This is a genomic window from Candidatus Poriferisodalis sp., assembly GCF_965208895.1.
Taxonomy (GTDB): domain Bacteria; phylum Actinomycetota; class Acidimicrobiia; order Acidimicrobiales; family Poriferisodalaceae; genus Poriferisodalis.
In genome coordinates, this window is the sequence record NZ_OZ242363.1 from 3,418,002 (window position 1) to 3,444,381 (window position 26,380).

19 protein-coding genes and 1 pseudogene are annotated in these 26,380 nt (G+C 65.8%); 14 read left to right on the top strand and 6 right to left on the bottom strand.

Features of this window, described 5'->3' with window-relative positions; genetic code table 11:
- The first annotated feature begins 43 nt into the window (after positions 1 to 43).
- The gene (locus ACOGJB_RS15345) at positions 44 to 277 is read left to right on the top strand and encodes a hypothetical protein (protein WP_419837964.1); all 234 of its coding nucleotides are present in this window, start codon (positions 44 to 46) and stop codon (positions 275 to 277) included.
- Here ACOGJB_RS15345 and ACOGJB_RS15350 read toward each other — a convergent pair.
- The gene (locus tag ACOGJB_RS15350; RefSeq protein ID WP_419837965.1) at positions 274 to 540 is read right to left on the bottom strand and encodes a hypothetical protein; all 267 of its coding nucleotides are present in this window, start codon (positions 538 to 540) and stop codon (positions 274 to 276) included. The two genes, ACOGJB_RS15345 and ACOGJB_RS15350, sit on opposite strands and share 4 nt — an antisense overlap.
- Here ACOGJB_RS15350 and ACOGJB_RS15355 point away from each other — a divergent pair, their 5' ends adjacent.
- Together ACOGJB_RS15355 and ACOGJB_RS15360 are read left to right on the top strand one after the other, a co-directional pair.
- Positions 541 to 732 carry a hypothetical protein gene (locus ACOGJB_RS15355; protein ID WP_419837966.1) on the top strand — a complete coding sequence of 64 codons (192 nt, stop codon included), beginning with the start codon at positions 541 to 543 and terminating at the stop codon, positions 730 to 732.
- Between the two features lie 54 nt (positions 733 to 786).
- Positions 787 to 1,026 carry a hypothetical protein gene (locus ACOGJB_RS15360; RefSeq protein WP_419837967.1) on the top strand — a complete coding sequence of 80 codons (240 nt, stop codon included), beginning with the start codon at positions 787 to 789 and terminating at the stop codon, positions 1,024 to 1,026.
- A 44-nt stretch (positions 1,027 to 1,070) separates the two neighbouring features.
- Here ACOGJB_RS15360 and ACOGJB_RS15365 read toward each other — a convergent pair whose 3' ends face one another.
- Positions 1,071 to 2,156 carry an IS110 family transposase gene (locus ACOGJB_RS15365; protein ID WP_419837968.1) on the bottom strand — a complete coding sequence of 362 codons (1,086 nt, stop codon included), beginning with the start codon at positions 2,154 to 2,156 and terminating at the stop codon, positions 1,071 to 1,073.
- Positions 2,157 to 2,460: 304 nt separating this feature from the next.
- Between ACOGJB_RS15365 and ACOGJB_RS15370 the strand changes: the two are divergent.
- The 6 genes and pseudogenes from ACOGJB_RS15370 (at position 2,461) to ACOGJB_RS15395 (ending at position 8,695) form a co-directional block, all read left to right on the top strand.
- Positions 2,461 to 3,742, top strand: a pseudogene (locus tag ACOGJB_RS15370) (IS256 family transposase).
- Positions 3,739 to 4,080 (top strand): hypothetical protein, encoded by a 342-nt coding sequence (locus ACOGJB_RS15375; RefSeq protein ID WP_419837969.1) that lies wholly within the window; start codon positions 3,739 to 3,741, stop codon positions 4,078 to 4,080. Before ACOGJB_RS15370 ends, ACOGJB_RS15375 begins: the two are co-directional and overlap by 4 nt.
- A 624-nt stretch (positions 4,081 to 4,704) precedes the next feature.
- Positions 4,705 to 4,950 (top strand): hypothetical protein, encoded by a 246-nt coding sequence (locus ACOGJB_RS15380; protein WP_419837970.1) that lies wholly within the window; start codon positions 4,705 to 4,707, stop codon positions 4,948 to 4,950.
- Positions 4,951 to 5,830: 880 nt separating this feature from the next.
- Entirely contained in the window at positions 5,831 to 7,033 is a 1,203-nt protein-coding gene (locus tag ACOGJB_RS15385; protein ID WP_419837971.1) for an ATP-binding protein, read from the top strand.
- A 40-nt stretch (positions 7,034 to 7,073) separates the two neighbouring features.
- Positions 7,074 to 7,883 carry a type IV toxin-antitoxin system AbiEi family antitoxin gene (locus ACOGJB_RS15390; RefSeq protein WP_419837972.1) on the top strand — a complete coding sequence of 270 codons (810 nt, stop codon included), beginning with the start codon at positions 7,074 to 7,076 and terminating at the stop codon, positions 7,881 to 7,883.
- On the top strand, positions 7,880 to 8,695 hold the full coding sequence (locus tag ACOGJB_RS15395; RefSeq protein ID WP_419837973.1) for a nucleotidyl transferase AbiEii/AbiGii toxin family protein: 816 nt from the start codon (positions 7,880 to 7,882) through the stop codon (positions 8,693 to 8,695). Before ACOGJB_RS15390 ends, ACOGJB_RS15395 begins: the two co-directional genes overlap by 4 nt.
- Before the next feature lie 64 nt (positions 8,696 to 8,759).
- Here ACOGJB_RS15395 and ACOGJB_RS15400 read toward each other — a convergent pair whose 3' ends face one another.
- Together ACOGJB_RS15400 and ACOGJB_RS15405 are read right to left on the bottom strand one after the other, a co-directional pair.
- On the bottom strand, positions 8,760 to 12,146 hold the full coding sequence (locus tag ACOGJB_RS15400) for a helicase-related protein (protein ID WP_419837974.1): 3,387 nt from the start codon (positions 12,144 to 12,146) through the stop codon (positions 8,760 to 8,762).
- A 4-nt stretch (positions 12,147 to 12,150) separates the two neighbouring features.
- Complete coding sequence (locus tag ACOGJB_RS15405) at positions 12,151 to 15,543, bottom strand: Eco57I restriction-modification methylase domain-containing protein (protein WP_419837975.1); 3,393 nt, start codon at positions 15,541 to 15,543, stop codon at positions 12,151 to 12,153.
- A gap of 365 nt (positions 15,544 to 15,908) precedes the next feature.
- Between ACOGJB_RS15405 and ACOGJB_RS15410 the strand changes: the two genes are divergently transcribed.
- From ACOGJB_RS15410 to ACOGJB_RS15430, 5 genes are all read left to right on the top strand, one after another.
- The gene (locus tag ACOGJB_RS15410; RefSeq protein WP_419837976.1) at positions 15,909 to 16,913 is read left to right on the top strand and encodes a nucleotidyltransferase domain-containing protein; all 1,005 of its coding nucleotides are present in this window, start codon (positions 15,909 to 15,911) and stop codon (positions 16,911 to 16,913) included.
- Positions 16,914 to 17,032: 119 nt separating this feature from the next.
- Positions 17,033 to 18,721, top strand: a complete 1,689-nt coding sequence (locus ACOGJB_RS15415; protein ID WP_419837977.1) for an ATP-binding protein — start codon at positions 17,033 to 17,035, stop codon at positions 18,719 to 18,721.
- 149 nt (positions 18,722 to 18,870) lie between these two features.
- On the top strand, positions 18,871 to 21,369 hold the full coding sequence (locus ACOGJB_RS15420; RefSeq protein WP_419837978.1) for a GcvT family protein: 2,499 nt from the start codon (positions 18,871 to 18,873) through the stop codon (positions 21,367 to 21,369).
- 95 nt (positions 21,370 to 21,464) lie between these two features.
- A complete protein-coding gene (locus ACOGJB_RS15425; RefSeq protein ID WP_419837979.1) occupies positions 21,465 to 23,063 on the top strand; it encodes a trimethylamine methyltransferase family protein in 1,599 nt (532 codons plus the stop codon).
- 157 nt (positions 23,064 to 23,220) lie between these two features.
- Positions 23,221 to 23,742 carry a shikimate kinase gene (locus ACOGJB_RS15430; protein ID WP_419837980.1) on the top strand — a complete coding sequence of 174 codons (522 nt, stop codon included), beginning with the start codon at positions 23,221 to 23,223 and terminating at the stop codon, positions 23,740 to 23,742.
- A gap of 28 nt (positions 23,743 to 23,770) precedes the next feature.
- Here ACOGJB_RS15430 and ACOGJB_RS15435 read toward each other — a convergent pair whose 3' ends face one another.
- Together ACOGJB_RS15435 and ACOGJB_RS15440 are read right to left on the bottom strand one after the other, a co-directional pair.
- Positions 23,771 to 24,994 carry a CaiB/BaiF CoA transferase family protein gene (locus tag ACOGJB_RS15435; protein WP_419837981.1) on the bottom strand — a complete coding sequence of 408 codons (1,224 nt, stop codon included), beginning with the start codon at positions 24,992 to 24,994 and terminating at the stop codon, positions 23,771 to 23,773.
- A gap of 113 nt (positions 24,995 to 25,107) precedes the next feature.
- On the bottom strand, positions 25,108 to 26,190 hold the full coding sequence (locus tag ACOGJB_RS15440; RefSeq protein WP_419837982.1) for a sucrase ferredoxin: 1,083 nt from the start codon (positions 26,188 to 26,190) through the stop codon (positions 25,108 to 25,110).
- Positions 26,191 to 26,380 lie beyond the last annotated feature (190 nt).

The following is a 26,380-nucleotide window of genomic DNA, read 5'->3' on the forward strand; positions in this document are numbered from 1 at the left end:
ATCGACCGTTCTGCCAATGAGCGACCCGAACTACCCTGACACCATGAGCGCCGGCGCTGAGACGACGACTACGCCGAACCCGAAAGAGAAAAGCGACAGTCGGGTTTGGACGCCCGGTTTTGTAGCGGTGGTCGTGCTGGCCAACCTCGTGCAATGGCTCACGGATTGGTCTTGGTGGGTGCTCTGGGCACCCGCGGCGGCCATCTCGGGCTGCATCCTCGTTTACGCATGGGCCAAGCGCCGCCGTGGGGCGGCGAGGGCGGCTGCGGCTCGTTAGCGGCCTGTAGAGGCCGCCTGGGCGATGCTGGGCACGGTGACTTCCCGCCGGGACACTGCTGCCCGCATCGCCGCCGGTGCCGCCAGCGAAATAGCGCGGTCTTTCACGCGCTCGCCAGCGCTGAGCTGCTTGACCGCGTCGCCGGCATGAGCGGCGGCGACCTCGTCCAGGCCGCAGCAGCACTCGCCGGCCGCCCGTGGCCATGAGGCGTGCTCGACGAATAGTTCCAGAACCTGGTAGCGCACAATCACCCGCCGCCCCACGTGGCCGACGAGAACTCGGCGGGTAACTACCGCGGCCCGTGGACATCGTTTGCGTTCCGGGGGCGCCCGGAACGCGGCGGGGTCACGCTGTTCGTGAACGGTGCCGGATACAGCCAGTACCAAGGCAGCTACGACAACCGAGCATGGGCGGCGGAACAATGCCAAGCGGCCCTCGCCGGCCTCGGTCAATGACCTGCGCAAGACCGACCGGTTCCGCAAATGAGCGCCACGTAGAATCTTGAGACCATGAGCCAGACACGCAGCCGTTACATCAGAAACCCAATCCCCGAGCGCTTCAAGATCGCACATATCATTTTTGGATTTCTCGCCGTCCTTGGGTTTGTCTTCCTCATAGTCCAGCTGCCGGGGTTGCTGTTTGGCAACTTTGTCGGAGTCGGCGTACTGCTGCTCTTCTGGTGCATCACCTACTTTCGGTGGGCCAAGCGCCGTCGTGAGGCCGCGAGAGAGGCAGCGGCCCAAGGCTGACACCATGCCCACGAACGAACCCGGGCCTGTCGGACGCTCCCTTGTCAAGCGGCGAGCGCGAATGGTTGTTTTCGGGCGGTTTCGTCGCGCCACATTCGTCGGATGACGCGGTTGGCGAGTTGGCGTTTGTGGGCTCGTCTGGCCTCACGTCGGGTTTTGCCTTCGCCGGCTTTTCTGGCGAGGTAGGCGATCGCTTCGGGCTGGCTGCGCTGCTGGGTGACCGACGCGATGTGCAGCACTGAGTTGATGCGCCGGTTGCCTCGGAAGTCGAGCCGGTGCTTGACGGGATCGCCGGCGCCTTCGCCCGAGGAGAGAGCGACGGCGCCGGTGCCGCACCAGCGGGCGAACTTGGACTCGCGGTCGAATCGGGTCGGGTCGCCGACCTCGCACAGCAGCGTCGCGGCTGAGATCGGGCCGATGCCTGGCTCGTCGCGCAAAGTGGTGCCGTGGTTGTCGAGCAGCTCGTCGATGAGACGTTCCAGTCGGCGGATCTCGCTGCGGGCGGCACGGTCTTGGTCGATGAATGCCTGCATCCAGGCGAGCCGGTGCCGGCCCGCTGGGGTCGTGCATGTGTCGGGGTCGATCCCTTCGAGGCGGCGCAGCCGGGCTTCGATCTTGCCGCTGGTGGTGAGCTGGTCGCGTATCTCGGTGGGCAGCTTGGAGATCTGGTCGCCGACGTGGTGGAGCATCAAAGTGCGAGCAGCCACAAGGGTTCTGCGGTGTTCGAGCACCGCCTCGATCTCGGCCACGAGCGGGTCGTAGGCCTCCAGAGCCTGCACCGGTCCCAGCGTCGGCTCGGCCAGCAGCGCCCGTGCCGAGGCGACGGCGTCGACGGCGTCGGTCTTGCCCAGCCGCCGGCTGCGGCGCTGCGCCGCCGAGCGCGACGCTGGCACCTCGCGGGCGTCGAACCCGGCCGCGCACAACGCGATCGCGACGTGCGCCCCCCACTTGGCGGATCCCTCCACGCCGACCTGGCCGACGTCGTGAGCGTCGAGCAGGTCGATCGCGGCGCCGTAGCCGACGGCGGTGTTCGAGAACGTCTCGTGGACGAGCTCGACGCCGTGAGGGTCGACGATCCCCACGGTGAAGGTGTCTTGGTGGGGGTCGATTCCCCCGACTGGCGGTGTCATGCTGTGCTCCTGCTGGAAGTGATGTTCCGGTGGGTCCGGGAACGGCAGGGGCGCTTCGTCACAACCGAGTCGAGACAGTCAGGCTCCCTTCAAGACAGGAGCGCTCCTGCCGGTCCCACGCTCGACGCGACAGGTCTGACAACAGGCACAAGGCCAAAGGTTTGTGGAGTCATCGCCGAGCGCAGGACCGGACCGTAACCCCCTGGCTGGAGGCCCCGGCGACATCAACAGTGACACTCGGAAAGTTTGTGTAAATGGCGTGGTCTGAGGGTCCCTGGCTGGGTGCTGGGGGCCGGGAAGGATCATGTCTGCGGCTGATCAGAATATGCCGGCGAGCGATGCCGTCGGCGAGACGGCGATGAAGGACTGGGCCGAGTTCTTGGTGGCCCAGGCACGCGCGGACGGCGCGGGTGCTGACCGGCGACGGCGGCTTGTTGACCGGGCTGGTGCGCCAGGTGCCCCCGGACCGGTCTCGAGGTCGAGATGAGCGAGCATCTGGGCTATGAGCGTCACGCTGTTGAGGGCCGCGGGTCGGGCAACTCGCGCAACGGATCGACTCCCAAGACTGTCAAGACCGAGATCGGCGAGGTCGAGCTGGCGGTGCCGCGTGATCGTGCGGGCACGTTCGAGCCGGTGACGGTGCCCAAGCACCGGCGCCGTCTCGACGGGCTGTCGGGCAATGTGATCAGTCTCTATGGGTAGGGGCTCACCACCGGCGAGATCCAGGACCACCTGGCTGAGATCTATGACACCTCGGTGAGCCGGGAGACGATCTCGAAGATCACCGCCGGGATCGTGGCTGACATGGCGGCGTGGCAGAACCGGCCCCTCGATCCGGTCTATGCGGTGCTGGGTTCGACGCGATCGTCGTCAACGCCTGCGACTCCCAGGTCGCGAACAGGCCCGTGTATGTCGCCATAGGCGTGGATCTTCAAGGAGAACGCGACGTCTTGGGCATGTGGCTGGGCCCATCGGGCGGCGAGGGCGCCACCCAGTGGGCGACGATGCTGACCGAGCTGAGAAACCGCGGCCTCGCCGACGCGTTGATCGTGTGCTGCGACGGCCTGCGGGGCCTGCCCGAGTCGATCCGGGCGACTTGGCCCGAAGCGACGGTTCAGACTTGCGTCGTTCACATGGTCCGCAACAGCCTGCGGTACGCGTCCCGCAAGCACTGGAGCCAGATCACCCGAGCGATGCGAGAGATCTACACGTCTGCGACCGTCGAGGCCGCCGAAGCCCGCTTCGAGGCGTTCGCCGGCGACTGGGAGGACACCTACCCCGCCATGATCCGGTCGTGGCGCAACTCCTGGGACGAGTTCGTGCCGTTCCTGGAGTTCCCGCCCGAGCTGCGCCGAGTCGTGTACACCACAAACGCCATAGAAAGCCTCAACGCCCGCTTCCGACGGGCCGTCAGGCATCGAGGGCACTTCCCAAACGAACAAGCCGCCATGAAAGTTCTCTATCTTGTCGCCACGGCTCGACGAAAGAACCGAACCAACCTCACCGGCAAGACCAACGGCTGGAAAGCAATCCTCAACGCGCTCACCGTGCACTACGGCGACCGGATCGCCGACCACATCCGATGAACACCACCACGACCGGATACACAGAAATTCCGACAGGCCCGCCGCCGGACGACGACGCCGACAACGACGGCGACGACACCGACGACAGCGACGACAGCGGCGAGACTGACGACAGTGACGAGACTGACGACAGCGACGACAGTGACGACAGTGACGACAGCGATGACGCCCAGGACTCACCTGGCGACGGCGACTCAGACGGACCCACAGACGACGACTACCGCCAAGCACTGGACGAATTCGACAAGACCGGAGACATCGACGCGCTGACAGACTTCCTCAACCAATGGGTCTGCCACCACGGCGACGGCACCCCGACATCAGGAACCTGCGAATGAGCGCCGCTCGCTACTCTGAACCCATGGACCAAGACACGACATCGGCGCCGAACCAGCGCGACTTCTGGACGTTTGACCGCCGCAGCGTCATACTCGGAGTGTTGGCTGGAATCGGTGCCATCGCGGCATCGATTCTTTCATATTCGGTATCCGACTGGCTAGACGTTTGGCCCGGCGGCTGGATCGCTCATCTCGTACATTGGCTGGCAATCTGCATTCTATGGGTCATGGTCATTCGGTGGCTTCGGCAACGACGCGACTGGGTATCGAGGCTGCCGAGATGATCGGGTCCAAGGGTTAGCGGTCGTAGTGGACCCATGAGCACCGGCACGCTGCCCACCCCAAATAAGAAAGGCCACATTTGGGCTTGGGCACCGACCATTGTCTTGCTCGTCGCGCTGCCCAATCTCATGGAATGGCTCAATTGGTCTCGGTGGATATTGACCGCCCCTGCTGCGGCCGTTGCGGGCTGCATCCTGGTTTACGCATGGGCCAAGCGCCGCCGTGGGGCGGCGAGGGCGGCTGCGGCTCGTTAGCGGCCTGTAGAGGCCGCCTGGGCGATGCTGGGCACGGTGACTTCCCGCCGGGGCACTGCCAATGAGCGACCCGCACTACCCTGAACCCATGAGCGCCGACGCTGAGACGACGACTACGCCGAAGCCGTGTAGGAGCTTCTGGCGGCGGAGTTTTTGGAGTTATCTGTCGTGCGTCGGGGTGCTGGTTTACTATTCCTTCGGCCGGTTCGATACCCCTTGGCTGTCGCTCTCAGGGTGGCAGATCGGGTTGATCCTCGCCGTTGTCGCCGTTGTCGCCATCGTCTACGACCGAGCCAAAACGCGGCGGCGCGACGCCGAGGCGGCCGGCCGTTAGCGGACCTTGCGGGCGCTCGATGTCGGGTCTGCCGTCAGGAGCGCCTGCGGGCCTCGGCACGCCCTCAGGCGATGTATGGCCGCACATCAGCGCCCGCTGAGGCGTGCTCGGCGCCGTGGCCGTGAAAGGTGATGCGCGCCCCGCGCGTTTGCATCGCGCTTCACGATCCGTCGACCCCAGGGCAAGCAGCGCACCCAGCACGCCATCACGGCCCAGGCGATGCACGTCCCCAGGCGATGCACGTCCCCAGGCGATGCACGGTCGCATATCAGCACCGGCGAGGCGTGCTCGACCCGCTGGCGATCCCCGACGGCCAAGCCTGCCGACGGCCGCAGAATGAAGCCGAAGGTCTCCAGAACAGAATAGACCTCAATCGAGCGCCCGCCGAGGTGCTCGATGTGCTGAATGGCCGAGGCCGCCAATGGGTTTAGTCGCCGCCGGGTTGACCCGCCGATCTGTGTCGAGCTGGACGCCAGGCAACACAGCCTCAACCGCAGAACCTGCATAGCTACTGACAGCACGACTTCGGCGCTGCGCTGCCGTCAAAGCGTCGCCGTCGGTGTCGATAGAGGCCCCGAACAGGCGCATCGAGCGTCGACTAGACGCAACCCCGCGAGCCGAAACAGCCTCGATATCTGCCACCGAGGCCCGAAAACGGCCGCCAAACACGCCCAGCCGCCGATTTCGGCGGTTCGCTGGACCTACGCCCCGCCGAAAAACGCCGGTCTAGGCCTGACCGTAACCCCCTGGCTGGGAGCCCCGGCAACATCAACAGTGACACTCGGGTATGTCTTGTTGAGGTTGCCATGTTCGCGCAAATCGGCGATGTAATCGTCGAATTACGCGAGATTGCCGAACCGCAAGCATGTATATTTCGGCTGTGATCGAGCGCGAGATGGCGGCGGAACTTCGCGAGCGGTTTGACCGTTACCCGTTCGTCATCGTCACCGGTCCGCGGCAGTCGGGCAAGACCACCCTGTGTCGCAGCGTGTTCGAGCAGCCCGGATGCGGGTATGTGAGCCTCGACGCTTTGGACAGGCGGGCGCATGCGCAGGCCGATCCGCGGGGTTTCCTGGCATCGCTGGGCACCCCGGCGATCATCGACGAAGTCCAGCATGTACCCGACCTGTTCTCCTACCTCAAGGAGCTTGCCGACCTCGATGGCCGCAACGGCCAGTACGTCTTGACGGGCAGCGAGAATCTCAAGCTGTCGGACAAGGTGCGAGAGTCGCTTGCGGGACGGGCGTCGCAGCTTCGGCTCTTGCCGCTTTCCCTGGCCGAAGTGCGCTCAGCGGGCGCCACGACGTCGTTCGGCGACATCGCCTACAGCGGCTTCTACCCCCGCATTGTCGCCGAGCGGCTCGAACCTCGCGAGGTGCTGACCGACTATTTCGAGATGTACGTAGAACGCGATGTCGGACGTATGGGCGGCGTCGGCGATCTGTCGGCCTTCCGGCAGTTCGTCGCTCTGTGCGCGGGCCGGGTCGGCACGCTGCTGGACCTGACGTCGCTCAGCGACGATGTCGGTGTCGCGCGCAGCACGATCCGCAAGTGGCTCACGGTGCTCGAACGCAGCTATATCGCTTTCTTGTTGCCGCCGTACTTCGCCAACATCCGAAAACGGCTGGTGAAATCTCCGAAGCTCTATTTCTACGACGTGGGTCTCGCGAGCTACTTGCTGGGCATCGAGCATCCACGGCAACTGGTGACCCATCCGCTGCGCGGGCCGCTGTTCGAGAACATCGTGATCGCTGAAGCACTCAAGCACTGCTACAACCGGGGCCGCGAGCCGAGGCTGTCCTTCTTTCGCGACTCACGCGGGCTCGAGTGCGACCTGCTGTACGGACGAGGCCACGGGATCAACGCGATCGAAGCCAAGTCCGGCGCGACGGTCGCGAGCGAGTGGATCACGCGGATGGGCCGCGTCGCTGCCACCGTGCCGGCCATCACCGAGCAGACCATCGCCTACGGCGGCGACAAGGCCATGACCTGGCGAGACGTCGGCATCGTCCCGCTCGACGAACTCGCCGACGCTCTCGCCGGATTCGACACAGGAGCGCATCCCCGTGCCCCCAAGCCTTGACGAAGCCATGGGGCGTCTCAGGTGTGCAGGGGCGACGTTCGTGACATCCGCGCAGGCAGCGGAACGGTTCGACATGGCTCGCTTCAACGCTGAGTGTTTGCTCGCCGAACTTGAGGATGCGTCCCGAGTGGTGCGAGTCTGCGACGGTGGCTGGGTTCCGACGCTGCAGCGTGGGCACGAACGGCGTGTCCCAGTGCTCGCTGAGTATCTGCATGACATGATGATTCATCTCGGGGTCGGCTATTACCTGAGCTATGCGGCGGCGGCTGAGCGGCGAGGGGCGTCGCATCATGGAGTGATGAGGCAGCGGGTCCTTGTCGAGACCGACGAAATGTGCCGGCTTGGGCTGAGGGAAGCCGACGGACCTGCCGATCTGGCTGTGTCGTTCCACCGGATCGACCCAGAGCATGGACGCCCTGCGTCGCTGTTGCGAGTTCTGTGCCTGCCGTGGCCTACTGACGGCGCGCCTGGGCGTTCCGAACGACGCACGCTGCGGGCAGCGACCGCGGAGACCGCGTTGCTGGACATGGTGGAACGGCCCGACCGTTGCGGCGGCATGGATCACGTCGCGACGATCGCCCGCAAGATGCTGTTCTGGCGGCTGCTGCATCCTGTCGAGTTCGCGGCCGTATCGGACCACTACGAAGCGTCCGTCGCTCGACGTGCAGGGTCGATGCTGCAGCGGCTCAGAGACCCGCAGCACAGGCTCCGTCTGGGACCGCTGCGACAGCGTGTGCGTCGCCGACCGCTCGACGCTCCAGTCGCTCTGCGAGACACGACACCCGATCACGGCCGCAAACAGGACCGATGGGGTGTCACCTGCGGGACACCACTGGACCCCGACGCATGAACGTCTCCCCCCGATGGGACGCCATCATCGAAGACTGGCGTGCCACAGCACCGTGGGACGAACCTGAGCATGTGGTCCAAGACTTGGTTCTCAGTCGGCTGATCGTGGAAATCGCGAACGACAAGCGTCTGCGGCGACGTCTCGTGCTGCACGGCGGAACCTGTCTGCACAAGATCTGGCACAACACGCCCCTGCGTTACTCCGAAGACCTGGATTTCTTGTGCACGAAACCGCGGCATCTGCCGTTCGTGATGCGCCGGGTGAAACAGATCATGCGTCATGCCGGATTGTCGGACGCTCGATACAGCTTCTGGGGCTATCCGTCGATTGCGGCTTCTGAGGTCGACGGACGCGCTGTGGACCTGAAGGTGGATTTCAACCCGACACTCGAAGCAGCAAGACGAGCATTCAGGAACCGGTCGTCTCGCGGCAGTCTCACCGTCGACACTGACTGGTACCGAGGCCAGACGACACTGATCCCGTGCGCGTCGCCCACCGACATCTTGGCGTCCAAAATCGCCGCCATCATGACCCGAGCCAAACCACGCGACCTTGCAGACCTGTGCACCGGCTTCGCCGCCGGCCTCTCCGACGTCGACAGCGCAGTCGCCGCCTACCACGAGCACTACCGCCGTCCGTCGCACCCGACGACACTGAAATCACGAGTCGACCTGCTGCTGGCCGACGAGACCTACCGCGCCGGATTGGCCGGCGGCACCGATTACCAGCCGACACCGCTCACTGACGACTCAGTGCTTGCTGCGGCTGCCCAGATCGACAACAGCATCGCCAAGCGACGCTCCGCCACCTGAACGTCGCGCACCGCACGGCGTTCCCTCACTGAGCTACTCCACGCGCAGATGCGAAGCGCCAGTATCACTCGCCGCTTGAACTGTCCGTCACAGCCTCGTAGCCGCCAGCCGCGTTCAGCGCCCAGGTGATCGGCTGGCGGCCCATGCTGCAGACGATGCTGGGTTCGGCGTGGTCGCCTTGGGGGACGGGGGGTACGCAGAGCCGGTCGTCTTTGTGGAGGTCGACGATGAGGGCGGCGAGGTCGTCGTCGCTGCGTTCTCGCAGGGCGCGGGCAAGTCGCTGGGTTGCCGACTCGTAGAGCGGGCGTGCGTTGATCGCGTCGAGTGCGGCTTCGAGGTCGGCTTTGGTGACCCACAGGGTGTCGGCGAAATTGTCGAGCTGGCCGTCGAAGCGGTTCCACACTTTTCCGCGCACGCCTTGCAGGGCGCCGCTCGTGCGGCCTGTGGGGGTACGCAGCGCGCCTCGCAGCGCCTCGGCAACGAGGTCGTGGTGGCCGTCGAGGCGTGGCACCGACGGCGTGGACGGCGCCGACTCAGCGAGCCGAAGCGCTTCTTGGGGGGTGACCCGCCGGCTGCTGCGGTCGGCCTCAATGAACGCGAATGCGTCGGCGCCGGCGTGTGTCTGTGTGTGGATCACCACGCCGGGCACTGCATCGGCCGGGCTGTCGTCGAGCGCCTTGGTCGCGTACACCGCATTGGGCAGCGCCGCCACTCTCGCTGCCAGGTCAGGGTCGGCGCTCTCTGCGTGGCGCCAGATCTCGTATGCCATCGACACGGGGTCCACATCGTCGACGCCGGCACCGAGCCCGAAGCCTGACGATTCGTCGAAGACTCCGGAGATCATCTGCCGTTCGGAGTGGTGGCCGAAGAAGGCCTCATCGGAGCCGAGCAGCTGGGCGTTCTCGCCGAGTCGGCGCAGCACGCGCCCGCGCAGTTCGATCTCTTTCTCCACCGAGGCGTCGGGCATGAGCGACACCACCAGCACCTCAGCGGAGCGCTGCCCGATGCGATCGACTCGTCCGGCGCGCTGCACCAGCTTGACGATCGCCCACGGCAGGTCGTAGTTGACCACGATGTGGGCGTCCTGGAGGTTCTGGCCTTCCGACAGCACATCGGTCGACACCAGCACTCGCAGCTCGTCGCGCACCGGCTCGCCGTCGCGGCCGAAGCCGTTGGACACCGGCGAGAATCGCTGCGCGACGGCGGTGGGATCGTCGGTGTCGCCGGTAACGAGCCCTGCATCGCGGACCCCGCGCCGCCCCAGCTCTGCCGACACATAGCGGGCAGTGTCGGCAGCCTCGGTGAAGATCAGCACTTTGGCGTCGGGGTGCTGCGCGGTGACCGCGTCCATCAGCGCTGCGATCTTGCCGTCGCGATCTGCGTCCCAGTCTCCGAAGCGGTCCAGCAGGCCGCTGATGATGTCCGCATCGGCGCGCAGCTCGTTGACAAGATCGGCGCTGAACATGTGCGGCGGCGCCCAGCGGATCGCTTTGGGGCTCTTGGCGCGCAGCTTGTCGTACGCACTTGCCGCAGTGCCGGCGTCAGCGCCGAACAGCGCAGCGCCGTCGCTGTCGTCGTCTTCGCCGGTGTCCTCGGGTTCCTGGTCGGTCTCGGCTGCCCACAGCGCGTTGTCCACCGAGCCGACCGGCATCGGAAAGCCGTTCTCGAGCGCATATGCCGCCACCAGGTTGCGCAGCCGGTGACGGCGAAGGGTCGCCACGAACGCCGGCCCCGACGACGACAGCCGCTTGAACATCGTGATCCTCGTGAAGCCCGCCAGGTTGCCCTGCACTGAGTTCTCGAGGTCTTCGACCAGCTGCCGCTCGGTCTTGTCGCCGGGCGCGAAGTCGTCGTCGATGTAGTAGCCGAGCTGGTAGCGGGGCAGCCGCAGGTCGCGGATCGCGTCGAGAGTGCGATCCGAGGTCATCTCGTGCGCTGGGTCGTCGGGGGTGAGGTCCCAGTCGACCGGCAGAGGTATCCGCTCGGGGAAATAGAACGGCTTGCCCGTGCCGAACTCCAGGTAGCGCCGGCCTTGCTCATCGGTGAGCGCGTAGTTGTCCTCCACGAAGCGGCGCGTGCGGCGCACCATGTACTGCGACATGAGCGCCTGCCAGTCCTCCAGGTGCTCCGACCGTGCGAACGCTGCCAGCGACGACGTCTGACCGTTGCACAGATACGAGAAGTCGCCTTCGCCGGTCTCGGCGATCGCCCGCTCGGGCCGCACGCCCAGATCGGCGTCAGGTCGGATGAACAGCGACAGCTGCGACGCGAGATCGCCGAGCTGCTTGTTGTAGGGGGTCGCCGTCAGCAGCAACGTCCGCGAGTCGTTGTCGGCGATGTAGTCCTTGATGGCCCGATGGTCCCGCCGCTTGTCGCTGCGCAGGTTGTGCGCCTCGTCGATGATGACCAGCCGGTAGCGGCGGGCGTCGGGCAGGTTCCTGTGAACCATCGACAGCGACTCCACCTTGCCGCGCACCTCATAGCGATGCAGGTACGACTCCCACATCTCGGTCAGGTTCTTCGGGCAGATCACCAAGGTCTCGAAGCCCTGCTCCTCTTGGAGCAGCCGGGCGATCGCGGTGCCCACAAGCGTCTTACCGAGCCCGACCACATCGCCGATCATCGCCCCGCCCTTGCCCATCACGATCCGAGCGGCGATCTTCACCGCGGCCGCCTGGAAGTCCAGAAGCTCGTTCTGCATCGACGCCGGCAAGCCGTACTCCACAAGCCCTTCGCGTGCCTCCTGCGAGAGGTGGTACGCCATCTTCAGATAGACCAAGTACGGGTCGAGCGGCTCCTCCGAGACCCACGACTCCTTCAGAATCTCCGCGAGTTGAGGTGCTGCGTCAGCGCTGAGAGGATCGTTCCAGCGATCATCGAACCAACGAGCGAGCTTCTCGGTGGCATCGCCATCCACCACGTCCACGTTCAGCTCGCCCTGATCTCGCAGCCCCGAGCTGGTCAAGTTCGACGATCCGACGTAGGCCACGCGAGGCGCCGCGGTGTCGCCGCGATGACAGAGATACAGCTTGGCGTGCAGCCGATGAGCCAAGTGCACCTTGACCTTGACGGCGCCCGATTCGATCTGGTGCAGCAGAGTCCGCAATGCTGTCTCGTCGCCATACGTCGGCAAACCGACCTGCAACTGCTCTCGGTACTCGCCGACCGTCTCGTTCCTCAGGCGAGCAGCGCCCTCATTGTCCATTGGAGCGGCCCGCTCAAGACGCGCCAACCGCGCCATCTCATCGGCCGGCGCTTCGTGCATGCCGACAAGAATCCGCGCCTTCGGACCGTCAGCCCGCTTCGGCAGCGCATCCACCGCATCGGCCAACAACCCCCAGCCACGCAGGTTGAAGTAACCGATCGCCGTGTCCAACTGGTACGACGACGACAGAGAGTCCAGCAATTCGCTCTCGGCATCCAGAGCGATGTTGTCAACGATCTTCGGCACGCTGCTATTCCTTGTTGCCGAACACCATGCGGTCGCGCAGATTCCCCGCAGCGTCGAACGCGTCCTCGATGCCCCATGCCTGCGCCAGCAGCCAGTCCGCCCGGTCGGTGATGTGCCGGAGCTTCGCCATGTTGTACCGGCTGACCCTGATTCCGGCATTCAATTGCCATGCCAAGTGCCTGGGCATCTCGCTTTGAAGCGATCTTGACAAGCTCAGTAGGCTCTCGAGTTCCATGTCACCCGGGGCAGGGTTGCCCGCATCAACGGCGTCGCGCGCAAGTCCTTCAATGTCACCCGGAAACGCTGCAAGCGTGGTCCGGGTGACATTGAACTCGTCCCCGTACATCATCCACCAGAGATAGGCCCAGCGTCCCGCCAGCGTCACGAGTGCGATGTCTCGTTGGTGCTCATCTCGGAAATAGAGCACACCGTCATGCGGTGAGCACGTTTCTCTGCCGCTCTTGTCGACTATCGGTGGCCGATCGACATACGCACTGAGGAAGTACTGAGCCACCTTCTTGAAGTACAGCGGGTAAGGCGATGAGGAATGCAAGACGTCACCAACAGGTCGGCGTTCCCTCAACGCGGTGAAGGCACGAGCCATGACACGTGGGTCGGCCAACGGCCATTGTGCGTCGCTCCCGCGAGCGAAGAGACTCGAATCTGGCTGCCCGTACTCAAGCGAGTCGAAGAGTCGGTCGCGTGCCTCTGAGAGCCACCGATTGCACTTGGTGATGGCAAACCGTTCGTCTCCGCGCCGCGACCCCACCAGGATGATGTTGCGAACATCAGCGGAGCCCGCAAAGAGCAAATCCGGGCGCTTCGCGAATGCCGAAGCCCAAACACAGGCCAAGAATTGTTGCAGGAAGAATCTGAGATTCGCAAACCCCGCTCGAAAGCCAAGGTTGTGCATGACGATCATGGCGAAGCGGCCTCTTGCGTTGAGCAGGGTGGCTGCTCGCTCCATGCAGACGGCGTAGAGGTCGGGGCACTTCTGGGTCGCGTACCCGAGCCAGCGGTAGCTCGTGACCTTCGACGTCTTGATATACGGCGGGTTGCCGGTGATGACGTCGAAACCGCCTTGGCGCCACACGCTGGGGAACTCCACGAACCAGTGGAACGGCTGGTGCGAACTCACCCAGTCGTCGAGGTCGCCGTCTTCGTCTCGCATGTCGTGCAGCAGTGTGTCGGCCAGGCTGCGGGCGGCTCGGAGCTGCGCTTGGAGTTGTTGTTTCGCGTCCGAGTGGTCGAGCTGGCCGGTGTCGTCGGTCTCCGCAGCGATGTAGGCGTCGAAGGCGTCGGCGATGTGCTGAGCCGTGCCCTCGACCTGCTCGAGCTGGGTCACTTGGTCGAGCCTGTGGCTGAACAGGCGCCCCTTGGCGTCCTCGGCGTCGGCGATGCCCACGAGCAGATTGCCGCACTTGATGTTGAAATCCAGGTCGGGCAGCGGTTCGAGGTGCTCCACGTCGTCGATCTGGGCGGCGAGCTTCAAGAACAGCCGGAGCTTGGCGATCTCCGGCGCGTCGCGCATCAGGTCGACGCCGAACAAGTTGCGTAGGCAGATCGTCTTCAGCAGCCAGTACCGGCTGCTGGGATGCGTTCGGGCCTCGGCGAGGAACGACGGCACTGGTTCATTGCGAGCTTCGAGTTCGACGGCTCGTGCCAGCACTTCGCTGTACAGCGGTTCGAGCACGTCGAGCGCTGCGAACAGGAACGCCCCGGAGCCCACCGTCGGATCGCAGACGGTCAGCGAGCGCAGCACCTCGAACGCGGTGTCGCACTCGGCAGCGTTCGGCAGCTGGCTCAGGTAGTCGCGCAGCAGCTCCGGGAGGTCAAGATTCTCGGTGATCGCGTCATCGACGGTCCACGTCCGCGACGGGTCGGACAGCATGTCGGCTTGGCGCCGGTAGCGCTCCCGCCGATGCACCACATCGCACCAGCGTTCGCCGGGCAACGCAAGGTGCTCGCCCGGGGGCGGCAACTCCACGTACTCGGCCGGGTCGCCGCTGTGCCACTGCCACGGCCACGCATCCCCGACAGGTGGCAGGTCGCCTTCGCCGCGTGCCGTCCGTCCGTCCGTCCGTCCGTCCGTCCGTCCGTCCGTCCGTCCGTCCGTCCGTCCGTCCGTCCGTCCGTCCGTCCGTCCGTCCGTCCGTCCGTCCGTCCGTCCGTCCGTCCGTCCGTCCGTCCGTCCGGAGGTTGGCAATTCTATGCCGTGAGCGTTGCTGCTATGGAGATAGGAGCTGCCGGAGCCGGCCAGCAGCAGCGCCGGGCTGTCCAGCCCGGCGGCGACAAGACGGTCAGCGACCGCGGGCAGGATCGTCGATGTTGCCATGTAGCCGGTCACGTCCGGCTTGGTGTAGTACGCCCCGTTCTCCTTCTGGCCTGCGTCGGTGAAGTTGATGTACTGCTCGAAGATGAACCCGAGGATGTCCGGGTTGATCTCGTTCGTCGCGCCGGTGGGGGATTCGTCCAAGTGCCAGCGCCACTTGCCGAGGAAGTCGAACAATGACTCGAACGCCTCGTCGGCGATATCGATGTCGTAGGTCTGCTCGAGTTCGTGAGGCTCGAAGATCCCGCCGTTGACGTAGGGCACATCACCGATGATGCGTTCGATCCCGGGGTCAATGCCTGAACGTGAGCCCCGCGGGCTTCCGAGACCTACATGGAAGAGCGGCACGAGGAACTGCTTGTAGAACGCGAAGAACTGGTCGGCGCCGCAGTGCTGCCGCACCATCGCCAGACGGTTGCGCAGATAGCCCCGATCGCGGTCAAGGAACCTCTTGTGCTGGATGAAATAGATGAACATGATCCGGTTCAGCAGGACCGACGCGTACCACCGGCGGTGCTCATCCACATCGATTCCCTGCACCGTCGCAGCGAAGTTCTTGTGGTGCTTCTGGAATTCCCGGTAGAACGACTTGGTCACCTTGTCTGCGTTGAACGAACGCCGGATCCGGGCGAGCACCGACGTGGCGGTCAGCCCGTCCTCCTCGTCGAGGCTGAAACTCGCTTGAACGAGCCGCTGCAGCAGCGCCTTGGTAGGTGCCGTGGGGTCGTACCCGTAGTCCACAAGGCGATGCCCGACACCGCTGGGTCGCTGCTCGGGCCACAGCCACAGGTGCTCACCCGGTGACGCGAACACGACGAGCTGGTCGCGGCTGAACCGCTTGAGCCGCCGCACGACGCGATGCTGCTCCGAACGCTCCGGCATCCCAGCGGGGCACTCCACAAGCCAGGCGGTCACGCCCCGCTTGTCAGCGACCGGCACCGGCCTCAGGTCGCTGCCGTCCACCTGCACGGTCTCGATCGCCCCGGGGTTGCCCCACCCCATCCTGCGGAACAGCGCACCGAAGTCCCCGCGCCGCAGCAGCGCCGCCAACTCCTGCTCAGTCACCGTCGGCACCGTAGTTCGTCGCCAAGTGCTGGCCCGGCGCCGGATCGTTCGACACCGAGGTCGTCCACCGACGCATCGCCGTTGCTCTCTCAGCCGCAGCTTCTGCGACCTCACCAACCAACGCATCCGCGTGTGACTGCAGAGCTAGCCGCGCAATTTGAAAGTCCAGGCTTCAAATTGCAGGAATGTCGGCGCTCAGCTCTGTTCCTGCGTTCGCGTGATAGTCAGTGTCACAGGAGTGGTGCATCTTTCCGGCATATCCCCCCAGTCGCTTCCGGTGGCTGGGCGAAGGCCCGCTTCGGCGGGCCTTCGAGCATTATGCACTGCTGTTCCAGGCGCGGGGCCGTGCGAGTTACCCTGTGGTGATGGCTGTGCGCGACGACGCGCCGGTGGTCCCGACGATCGAGCACGCTCAGGCCGCTGCGGACGTGCTGGCCGAGGAAGGCGCCTCGGCTGTGCTGCTGTTCGGGTCGGTGGCTGCAGGCACCGCACGCGCGGGCAGCGACATCGACCTGATGGCTGTGTTCGACGACATCGACTACGCCGAGCGGTATCCGCGCCGGTGGAGGCTGGAAGCGAAGTGTGGCGCTGCGGCAGGCGTGCCGGTCGAAGTGCATGTCACCGACTGGCCCGAATGGCGACTGCGCACCGCCAAGGTGAGCTCGTCGTTCGAGGCGAGCATCGCCGGCGAGCAGCAGACGCTTTTCGAGCGGGTACCGCTGCCGGGAGCAATCAGGTGGGGCAAGGAGATCGGCATGCCCGACAGCAACCTTGACGAAGCCGTGGAACGGCTCGCTGCTGTGCGCCAAGCGCTGGGAGAAATGACCGTGGCCTGCGGACAGCGCAAGAACGAGGCACGGACCGTCGCCGGCGTCGAGGATGTTGTCGCATGGGTCAGGGAGCTGCGGCTGCGCGGTTTGTGCGCGGATGCGTCGATGACGATCGAGACCGCGCTCAAGACCTGGTGCGCCGCCAACGGCGCCGAGTCGGAACGCACTCACAGCGTCGCGCGGCTGGTGCAGCAAGCAGCGCCGCTGCCGTCGGCGCTCGAGGATGCGCTCGCTCCGCTGCAGGCCAACACGATGCGTCCGAGCCGCGAACCCTACGACGACGTGTCGAGCTGGCGCATCGGCGGCACATACCCGGCCGCTCTGCCGCAAGCCACGTTGGGAAAGACCGAACGGCTCGCCAGGCTGCTCACCGCCGCAGCTGTCATCTGCGTCGATGTCACCCTCCAGCGTCTGCTCGATGACGGCGTTGATCCCGCCGACGAACGATTCGCAACCTGCGCAGAACTGCTGCGCGACGCCCAGGCTGAACTCGCAGCCGCAGACCCCGTCACCGGCGAACCGTCCGTCACAGCCCCGTAGCCGCCAGCCCCGTTCATCACCAGGTGATCGGCAGCACGAACCAGATTTCCAGTGGCGGCGTTAGTGCAATCTGAAAGTTCTACTTTCAGATTGCACTATATTGCAGGTAGCATGCAGCCATGATTCGCCGAGAAATCGCTGATCGTCTGCTGCGCCTGTTCGGGCAGTTCCCGTTCGTGTCGGTGACCGGGCCGCGTCAATCCGGCAAGACGACGCTTTGTCAATCGGTGTTCGATCCTTCGGAGGTCAAGTACATCAGCTTGGATGCGCTGGATGTCCGTGGACGGGCCGAGCGCGATCCGCGAGGGTTTCTCCGCGAACTTGGCAGGCCTGCCGTGATCGACGAGGTCCAGCATGTGCCGTCTCTGTTCTCGTATCTCAAAGAGCTGGCGGATGCCAGCGGGGCGAACGGCCAGTACGTGCTCACCGGCAGCGAGAATTTCAAACTCAACGAGGCCGTCAGCGAATCTCTGGCCGGCCGGATAGCGCAGCTGCGCCTGCTGCCGTTCTCCTTCGAGGAGCGTCGCCGGGCGGGCGGCAACGATTCGCTCGACGAACTCGTGTACAGCGGTTTCTACCCGCGCATCATCGACCAGGGTCTCGAGCCCCGACAGGTGCTGGCCGACTACTTCGATACCTACGTCGAGCGGGATGTACGCCGGATGGGCGGCGTCGGCGATCTCTCGACGTTCCGTCAGTTCGCAGCGTTGTGCGCGGGACGGATCGGGCAGCTCGTGAACCTGTCATCGCTCGGGGGAGACCTCGGAGTGACACACACGACCGTGCGGCACTGGCTCACCGTTCTGGAGCGGAGTTACATCGCGTTCCGCCTCGAGCCCCACTTCGCCAACATTCGAAAGCGGCTCGTGAAATCGCCGAAGATCTATTTCTACGATGTCGGCCTCGCCAGCCACCTGCTGGGAATTCGAGATGCCAGTCAGGTGGCGACGCATCCCCTGCGTGGCCAGCTCGTCGAGAACATCGTCGTTGCTGAAGCCCTCAAGTACGGCTACAACCGCGGACATCATCCCCGGCTCAGCTTCTACCGAGAGTCGGGCGGCCTGGAGTGTGACCTGCTCTATGAGACGGGTCGCGGCATCAGCGCCATTGAGGTCAAGTCGGGGGCAACCGTCGCCCAGGATTGGTTCCGACCGCTGGAGCGTGTCGCACAAACGGTTCCAGGCATCACGGCCCAAATGATCGTCTTCGGCGGCGATGAGGCACAGTCACGGCTCGGTGTCGACGTAGTGCCGCTCGGGGAGTTTCCATCAGCACTCGAGCGATTCGACACTGAGACCGCTGTCCTCGTCGGTTGTGCGGGTGACCCGGTCGTCGCTGCACATGTCTTGGCGCTTTTTCCCAACGGCACACGGCGCGCCGCGACGACCGACGCCAGAGGTGTCGCCCGCTTGGACCTGCACACTGCGGACCTGCCGATGACGGTGTTTGTCGCCGGCCCGAGCGTGAGCGCCCATGTCTCGACGGGCTGGGTTCCCGCAGAGGGTGAGCTGGGTGTCGAGTTGACGCCGCTCATCGACGGCGGCTCGGTCGTCTTCGAAGATCAGACCGGATACCTGCCGGGGATCGAAGGCCGTCTCAACCCGATTCTCGACAACCTTGATCGAACATCCCTCTATACGACCAACGTCGCTGTCAACGGCGGCCAACAACAGCCGGTTCGCTTCACCGTGGGCGACGACGTACTCAACCTTGTTGATGCCCACGGCAATGAGCGCAACCTGAGGATTGTTGCCATGCGTGGTCAGTCCTCGTTGTTGGAGTATCACTCGCCTTCTGAACCTGCCTGACGAAGATGCGCGCAGTGGTGCGCGGTGAGGTGGTAATTTGCGCGCATCACATCGGCATGCCACGGGGTCCGAACCGGGGGGTTCGGCTCGCGTCTGGTCTGGACAAATGGGGACCTGTCTATGGCTGAACAGGCTCGGCATCGCTGAGCATGCCTGAACAAGCGCGCTGTGTGATTGTCGGCGGCGGGGCTATGGGCGCCGGCTTGCTGTATGCCCTCGCGCACGAGGGCTGGACCGACACGATCCTGGTCGAGAAAGGGGAGCTGACCTCGGGCTCCACCTGGCACGCGGCGGGCCTCATCCCGAACTTCATCGGCGACCTCAATATGGCCAAGGTCCACCAGGAGGCCATTGCGCTCTACCCCCGCATCGAGGCTGAGACCGGGCTGTCGGCCGGATGGCATGGCTGCGGTGCGATCCGGCTGGCCCGGACGCCCGAAGAGGTCAACTGGCACCGGTACGTCCACGCCATGCTCACTCAGATCGGCGTGGAGTCGTACCTCATCGGGCCTGACGAGATCGCCGAGCGGCACCCGCTGCTGACCGATCTCGACGATGTCCGGCTCGGCTTCTACACACCCCACGACGGCTGGACCGACCCGTCGAGCTGCACCAACACCATGGCGAAGGGTGCGCGCGATCTCGGATGCCGCATCATGCGTCACACGCTGGTGACGGGCATGTCCCAACGTGCCGACGGCAGCTGGGACGTGACCATCGTGCGGGGCGGCGCCGAACCGGGGCGGCGCCGCAACGGATCGCACGGCGACGACGAGCAGGACTCCATCCACTGCGAGCATGTCGTGAACGCCGCAGGGCACTACGCCCCGCAGCTCGGTGCCATGATCGGGCTCGACGTGCCGATCGTGTCGGTCATCCACCAGTACCTGGTGACCGAGACGGTGCCCGCTGTCGAGGCGCTCGATTTCGAATTGCCGGTGGTGCGCGACCCGCGGGCCTCCTGCTACTACCGCCAGGAGATCGACGGGCTGCTCATCGGGCCCTATGAGATGTCTGGCGCCCGGTCCTACGGCATCGACGGCATCGACTGGGACCTGCACTTCCACCTGCCCGGGCAGGATCTCGACGTCCTCGAGGAGTGTCTCGACTTCGCGCAGCAGCGCATCGGCGTGCTGTCCGAGGCCGGCATCAAGCAGGTGGTGTCGGGGCCGATCACCCACACTCCCGATTCGGGCTATCTCATGGGGCCGGCGCCGGGCGTGCGCAACTACTGGCATTGCAACGGGGCCTCCATCGGCATCACCCAAGGCCCTGGAGCGGGGAAGTACCTGGCGCAGTGGATGGTCCACGGCCAGACCGAGATCAACGTGCGCGGCATGGATCCCCGCCGGTTCGGTGACCACACGGGCCCGAAGTCGCAGTTCGCTTTCGACAAGGCCATCGACGAGTACCACGAGATGTACCAAGTGCGGCTGCCGGGGGAGCAGCGCGCGGCAGGCAGACCGGTCAAGACCACGCCGTTGTGGGGCCGCTTCGACGCGATGGGCGCGCAATGGCAGGAGATCTACGGGTGGGAACGCCCGCAGTACTTCTCGCCTGACGGCAGCCCGGAGGCTCATTCATTTCGTCGTTCCAATGCTCATGACGTGGTTGGCGCCGAGGTGCGGGGCGTGCGCGAGCGGGTCGGCGTGGCCGATCTCAGCGCATTCGCCAAATTTGAGGTCACCGGCGCTGACGCTGGCGCCCTGCTGGACCGGCTGTCTGCCAACCGGCTGCCCGGCCGCGACGGCGGCATCCGCCTAACGCACATGCTGACCACCCTCGGCGGCATCGAGTGCGAGATGACCATTGCGCGCCTCGCGCAGGACCGGTTCTGGCTGGCCTCTGCGGTCATGGGCCAGAGCCACGACTTGGACTGGCTTTGTGACCACATCGCGCCCGGTGAGCAGGTCGAGGTGCGCGACGCCACCGACACCACTGCCATCTTGGGCGTGACCGGGCCGCGTGCACGCGACGTGCTGTCGCCGCTGACAGACGCCGATCTGGGCAATGACGCGTTCAGCTGGCTGACTGCACAGGAGATCACGGTGGCGGGTGTGCCCGTGATCGCGCTGCGGGTCTCCTACGTGGGCGAGCTGGGCTGGGAGCTGCACTGCCCGATGTCTGAGTTGGCCCGGGTGTATGACGGGGTCGCAGAAGCCGGCGAGCCGCACGGCCTGGTGCACTTCGGCAGCTACGCCATGAACGTCATGCGCATCGAGAAGGCGTACAAGGCCTGGGGCAGCGAGCTCACGACGGAAATCACGCCGGTCGAAGCCCGCTTAGGGCGCTTCGTGGACTACAACCGCCCCTTCATCGGCCGCGACGCCGCGCTGGCCCGCCGAGAGTCTGAGGAGCGCGGCGAACCGCTCTCGATGGTGCTCGTGTACTGCGAGGTGGACACCACCGACAACGACGTGCGCGGCAACGAACCGGCCTTCGCCCCCGGCAGCAACGAGCCCATGGGCATCGGCACGAGCGGCGCCTGGGGCCACACCGTGGGTCGCAGCCTGGCGTTCGTGTACGTCGATCCTCAATTCGAGGCCCCCGGCAGCACCTTCGAGCTGGACCTGCTCGGCGAGCGCCGCACCGCCACCGTGCTCGCCGAAGCCGTCTACGACCCACGCAATGCAGCGCTGCGCGCCTGAACGACTCATGGCTGCGCACCCGCATCTCAGCCCCTGAACCTCAAATCCCCAGCGCACACCGCCGCCCACCACAGAGATTGCCAACCGAGGTGCTCATGTCTGACACCGCTGCACCGTCCCCCGAGACTGCTGAGGCGCCCAGGCGACGTCGCGGCGGCGGCCGAGCTGGCCGTATTGCCGTCCGCGAAGCGGTCCCCGAACGTGACCGGCGACCGGTCCGCCCAGGCCTGCCTGCGGGCCGCTTCAAACCGCTCACCGAGAGCGACATGCAGCAGGTGTACGACACGGCGCTCGGGCTGCTCTCCGACGTGGGCATGGGCGACCCGCTCGACGAGTTCATCGAAGCAGCAACGCCAGTCGGCGGGTGGGTGGACGACAACGGTCGCCTCCGCCTGCCTCGCGGCGTCGTCGAGCGTGCCATCGAGACCGCTGCCAAGGAGTGGACGTGGCACGGCTTCGACGACCACCAGTCGGTGCAGGTGGGCGGCGAGCACGTCTACTTCGGCACCTCCGGCGCGGCGGTGATGATGTACGACCACGTCACCGGCACGTTCCGCGACTCGCTGGCACAGGACGTGTACGACTGCGGCCGCCTGGTCGACACGCTCGACAACCTGCACTTCTACGTGCGCACGGTGGTGGCCCGCGACATGGTCGAAACCCGTGATCTCGACATGACCACGGCATACGCCGTGATGTGCAGCACCACCAAGCCGGGCGGATCCTCGTGGTTCGAGCCAGAGTGGGTGTACGAGTCGGTCGAGATGTTCGACCTGGTGCTTGGCGGCGAGGGCGAGTTCGCGAAGCGCCCGTTCATCGCAGCCAACAACACCTTCGTCGTGCCACCGCTGCGTTTCGCTTACGACTCGGCGAGGTGCTTAGTCGCACAGGTGCGCACGGGCATGCCGATCAATCTGCTGTCGGCCCTCCAAGCGGGTGCTACCGCGCCCGCAGCGCTCGCAGGCGCGCTCGCGCAGGCGGTGGCGGAGTGCCTCGGCGGATTGACCGTGGTGAACCTGCTGTCGCCTGGGCACCCGTGCCTGCTGGGCTTGTGGCCGTTCGTGTCGGACCTGCGCACCGGAGCCATGAGCGGGGGATCAGGCGAGGAAGGCATCCTCAACGCCGCCGCCGCAGAGATTGGCCATTGGCTCGGACTGCCCACCGGCGTAGCGGCAGGCATGACCGACTCCAAGGTGAACGATGCCCAGGCCGGTTACGAGAAGGGCCTGAACGTGGGGCTGGCCGGGCACGCGGGAGCGAACATCGTCTACGAGTCGGCCGGAATGCTGGCGAGCCTGCTGGCGTGCTCGCATGAAGCACTGGTGATCGACAACGACATGCTGGGTGCCATCAACCGCACCGTGCGAGGCATCGAGGTGAATGCCGACACCCTGTCGGCCGAGCTCATCGCCGAGGTCATTGCAGGTCCGGGTCACTTCTTGGGCTCGCCGCAGACGCTCGAGCTCATGGAAACCGAATACCTGTACCCGCTGGTGTCCAACCGGGATACTCCCGAGGACTGGACCGAGGCGGGCAGCCGGCCCGCACATGACGTGGCCCACGACCACGTGACGGCCACCTTGGCGAACCACTGGCCGTCACACATCAGCCCTGCCGTGGACGCCGCGATCCGCGATGCCTTCCCCATCGGACTGCCGCCCCAAGGCCCCGGCGCCGAAGCCGTCGCGTCCTAGAGGCGGCGACGGCGCTGCTGCGATTCTCGTTTACGCCGCGGCCGGAATCTTCAGCGTCGCGAGCAGCCCGCCGACGCGTCGGCCGATGTCGTCGCGTTATTCGCTTTGGCCATCCGGGCGTCACCGCCTCGGGGCCGACCGTCCCTAGCGTGAACCCGTGACGCGAGCCTCTGTCCGCAATGTCGTGCTCACGGGCTTCATGGGCTCGGGCAAGACGACCGTGGGGAAGCTCGTCGCGCACGAGCTTGGCTGGACATTCGTGGACACCGACGACGTGATCGTGGCCCGTCACGGGCCGATCGAGGCGATCTTTGCGGAACACGGCGAGGACGCGTTCCGGGCCCTTGAGCGGGAAGTGGCAGTCGAAGCAGCCGCAGGCCAGCACCAGGTGATCGCTACCGGCGGCGGGATGCTGCTCGATCCGGTGAATGCCGATGTGCTGACCGCCACGGGCCGGGTGTTCTGCCTCGTCGCAGATGCTGACGAGATCATCCGCAGATTGCGGGCTGACGTCGACGGCCCGGTCCGGCCGCTGCTCGCAGGCGAGGATCCGGCTGCCGCTGTGGCACGCCTCTTGGACGACAGGGCAGCCGGTTACGCGCAGTTCGAGCAAGTCCGCACCGCAGGCCGCTTACCGGGGGACATCGCAGCGGACATCATCAGCCGGCTTGACGTCTGATCGGCGTCGACACGACGCCGGTATCTGCTCAGTCGCCGGCGACGACCCCGCGTTCGGTCAGGTCGGCGATCTCGTCTGCGTCGAGACCGAGCAGGTCCGACAACACTGCGGCCGTGTGTTCGCCGGCACGAGGTGCGGGACCTCGCACGCCCACATCGGGGGAGTTGTGCATGCGGAACGGCGCCGCGATGGTCTCGAATTCCCCGGCTTCGGGATGATCAATGGTCTCGAACGCGCCGGTTGCACGCACCTGCGGGTCTTGCACTGCCGACGCGGTGTCGTTGATCGGCGCCCAGATGCACCGGTGCTCATCCAGCCGGGGCATCCAGTAATCAGACGGCTTCGACTTCAACGTGTCCTCAATGTCGGCCACGAGGGCGCCCATCGCCCGGAATCGCTGTCGGCCGGTCTCGTAGTCGGGATTCTCCAGCAAGTCCTGGCGTTCGATGGCCTTGCAGAATCGCTCCCACGCGTTGCCCGTATCGGGCATGGTGAAATGGATCCACCGGCCGTCAGCGCATTCGAACGCCTCGAGCATCGGGGAGAGCCCCCGGTCGCGGGGGCGTTCGGTGTTGGGGCGTCCGTCGACCAGCGAGGTCGACAGGTCGATGGCAATCGTCCATGCTGCCGTGCGCAACAGTGACGACTCCACGACTTGGCCTTCGCCCGTGACGTCTCGTGCCCGCAGCCCCGCCATGATCGCGCCGAAGAAGGCCAGGCTCGTGGTGTGATCGCCTTGGCCTGGTCGGGCATGAGGAGGCAGCCCGCCGGGCGGGGTGGATGCCCCGTACAGCCCAGAGCGGGAGAAGAACGCGGTGACGTCGTAACCGGGCCGGTCGATCTCGTCGCCCACTTCGCCGTAGCCCGACAGCACGCCGATCACCAGGTCAGGCTTCAGCGCCAGCAGCTCGTCGGTGCTCAGACCGAAGCGTTCACGACGCTCGGGGAGCAGATTCATCACCACGACATCGGAAGCTGCGACCAGCCGCTGGGCGATGGCCGAGCCGTCGGGGTCCTCCAGGTTGAGCTGGATCGACTGCTTGCCCCGGTTGATGAACTGGAATGCCACGTCGGGGTTGTGCGCATCTTCTGGCAGCTTCGCCTGCTTCATCAGCCCGCGAATCGGATCGCCTCCGATGGCCTCGACCTTGATGACTTCGGCCCCGAGGTCGGCCATGATCGCAGCAGCAGACGGCGCCGCGGCGAAATTGGCGAACTCAACGACGCGGATGCCCTCCAGCGGTGATGTCATCGTCTTCGCTCCGTCCTTGCTCCGCGATGTGCAGCGCGACGCGGCAAGGCTAGATCGCTCGGTCGATGCGTGTCTTGACGGCCGCCCCGCCCCGCCGGTGACGATGAACTGCGCTAGCGCTCCCGGATTTCGACGACGTCGAATTCGCTGGCGGGCTTCGCCGGAAGTCCGCCGAGAGCACGGCAGCTGATCGTCGGCACGGTTCGTCCTTCCGCCACCGCCACCGTCCATGCCCGGCCCGCCTCGGTCGCCACAACCTCGACGTCCCAGCCCGCTTCGGACGGCCGAACGCTCACCTTGCGTGCGAGGCTTTCGAGCGGCCAGCCGACCTGTGCGAACACCGCGCGTTCGGCGACCTGTGCCGGCCCGGTCGGCGCCCCCCACCATCCCCGGCAGCGCGGCGCCATTGCCGCCGCATTGGCCGTCTGATCCAAGATCGTGGCGATTTCGCCGGCTTCGATGCCGGCCCACATCCGGCCGTCGGGCAGCGTCATGGCAGTCGGAGCGAAGCGGTGGCCTCCGGTGTGGCTGACGCGATACACGGTGACTCGACCGCTCGCTGTCGGCGCACCGGCATATGGCTCGTTGACGTCTGCAGCCCGGTACGCGCGCATCACCGCCTCGAAGTCGGCCGCGAGGCGTGTGCCCTCGCTGCCACAGCACACGTCGTGGCTGCCTTGGGTGCAGATGAGCACGGCACACTCGTTCTCTGCGAATCCGACCGAAGCAAACCCTGACCCCGCCGGTACCGGATCTGCGGGCGACTGATGCTCGAGGTGGGCGAACAGCCGGTGCAATCCTTCCGCTCTGTCAGCCTCGAAGTACGCCGATTGCGTGTCGGCGCCGACGCGCCAGTGCAGCACCACCGGGATCCTGCCGGTTCGACCACGCTCATCTGGTGGCACCACGGCGAGCACCCGTGCGAATCCCACCTTCAGCTCCATCATCGGCCTGAAGCCCTCGAGCAGACCGCTAGCAAAGACGGGCTTCGACCACGGCAGCGGCACTTCCACCAGCGCTACGGCGTCAGCGGCGATGGCGGTGCCACCGGGGTCAGTGCCGAGCACAGACGCGTAGGCCGAGCAGCGGGGCGCCTCGTGGGCGGCTGGCATCAGCGTGAGCACCTCGGGCGCAAGCGCCGGAGTTCCTGCCGGCGGGGCCTGTGGGGGCATATTGCCGTGGCGCACCGATGCCATCGGGCCAGCATAGGTAGCCCCTCCCGACTGGGCCCGATGGTGCTGTCTGACGCGTGCCGACGCCGAGGCCGTCGGTCGCCCCTGCCGGCTGGGCCCGATGGGTCCCGTGAGCGGTCTTGGGGATGCACTGACGCGGTGTCGCGCACGGTGCTGCAGACCAGCGACGCGACACCTCATCCGCAGGCGCACG